The sequence below is a fragment of the Bacillus cereus group sp. N12 genome (assembly GCF_016483575.1).
Classification (GTDB): Bacteria; Bacillota; Bacilli; order Bacillales; family Bacillaceae_G; genus Bacillus_A; species Bacillus_A toyonensis.
Map to the genome: position 1 here is coordinate 1 of NZ_JAEHBO010000267.1, position 242 is coordinate 242.

Genomic DNA, 242 nt, shown 5'->3' on the forward strand with positions numbered 1-242 from the left:
CGGCATTATGTGAAGAGCTAATATTTCGACTTTCAATTGTTTGTAGTGCCATAACAATTTGAGAGGATGCGACGATAGTGTCAACACCAGCAGCTGGTACAGCTGCGTGCGTCCCGACACCGTGATTTTCAATTTCAAATCGATCTACTCCAGCCTTTAGTGGACCATCTTTTATGCCATTTGTACCTACTGGTAAATCAGGTTTATTATGCATACCGAAAATAGCTTGTAGATCATGTAAT

General features: G+C 40.9%; 1 pseudogene. It reads right to left on the reverse strand.

Annotation, left to right across the window (positions count from 1 at the left end):
• Nucleotides 1-242 (reverse strand): annotated as a pseudogene (locus JDS92_RS30440) (amidohydrolase); the annotation flags it as partial.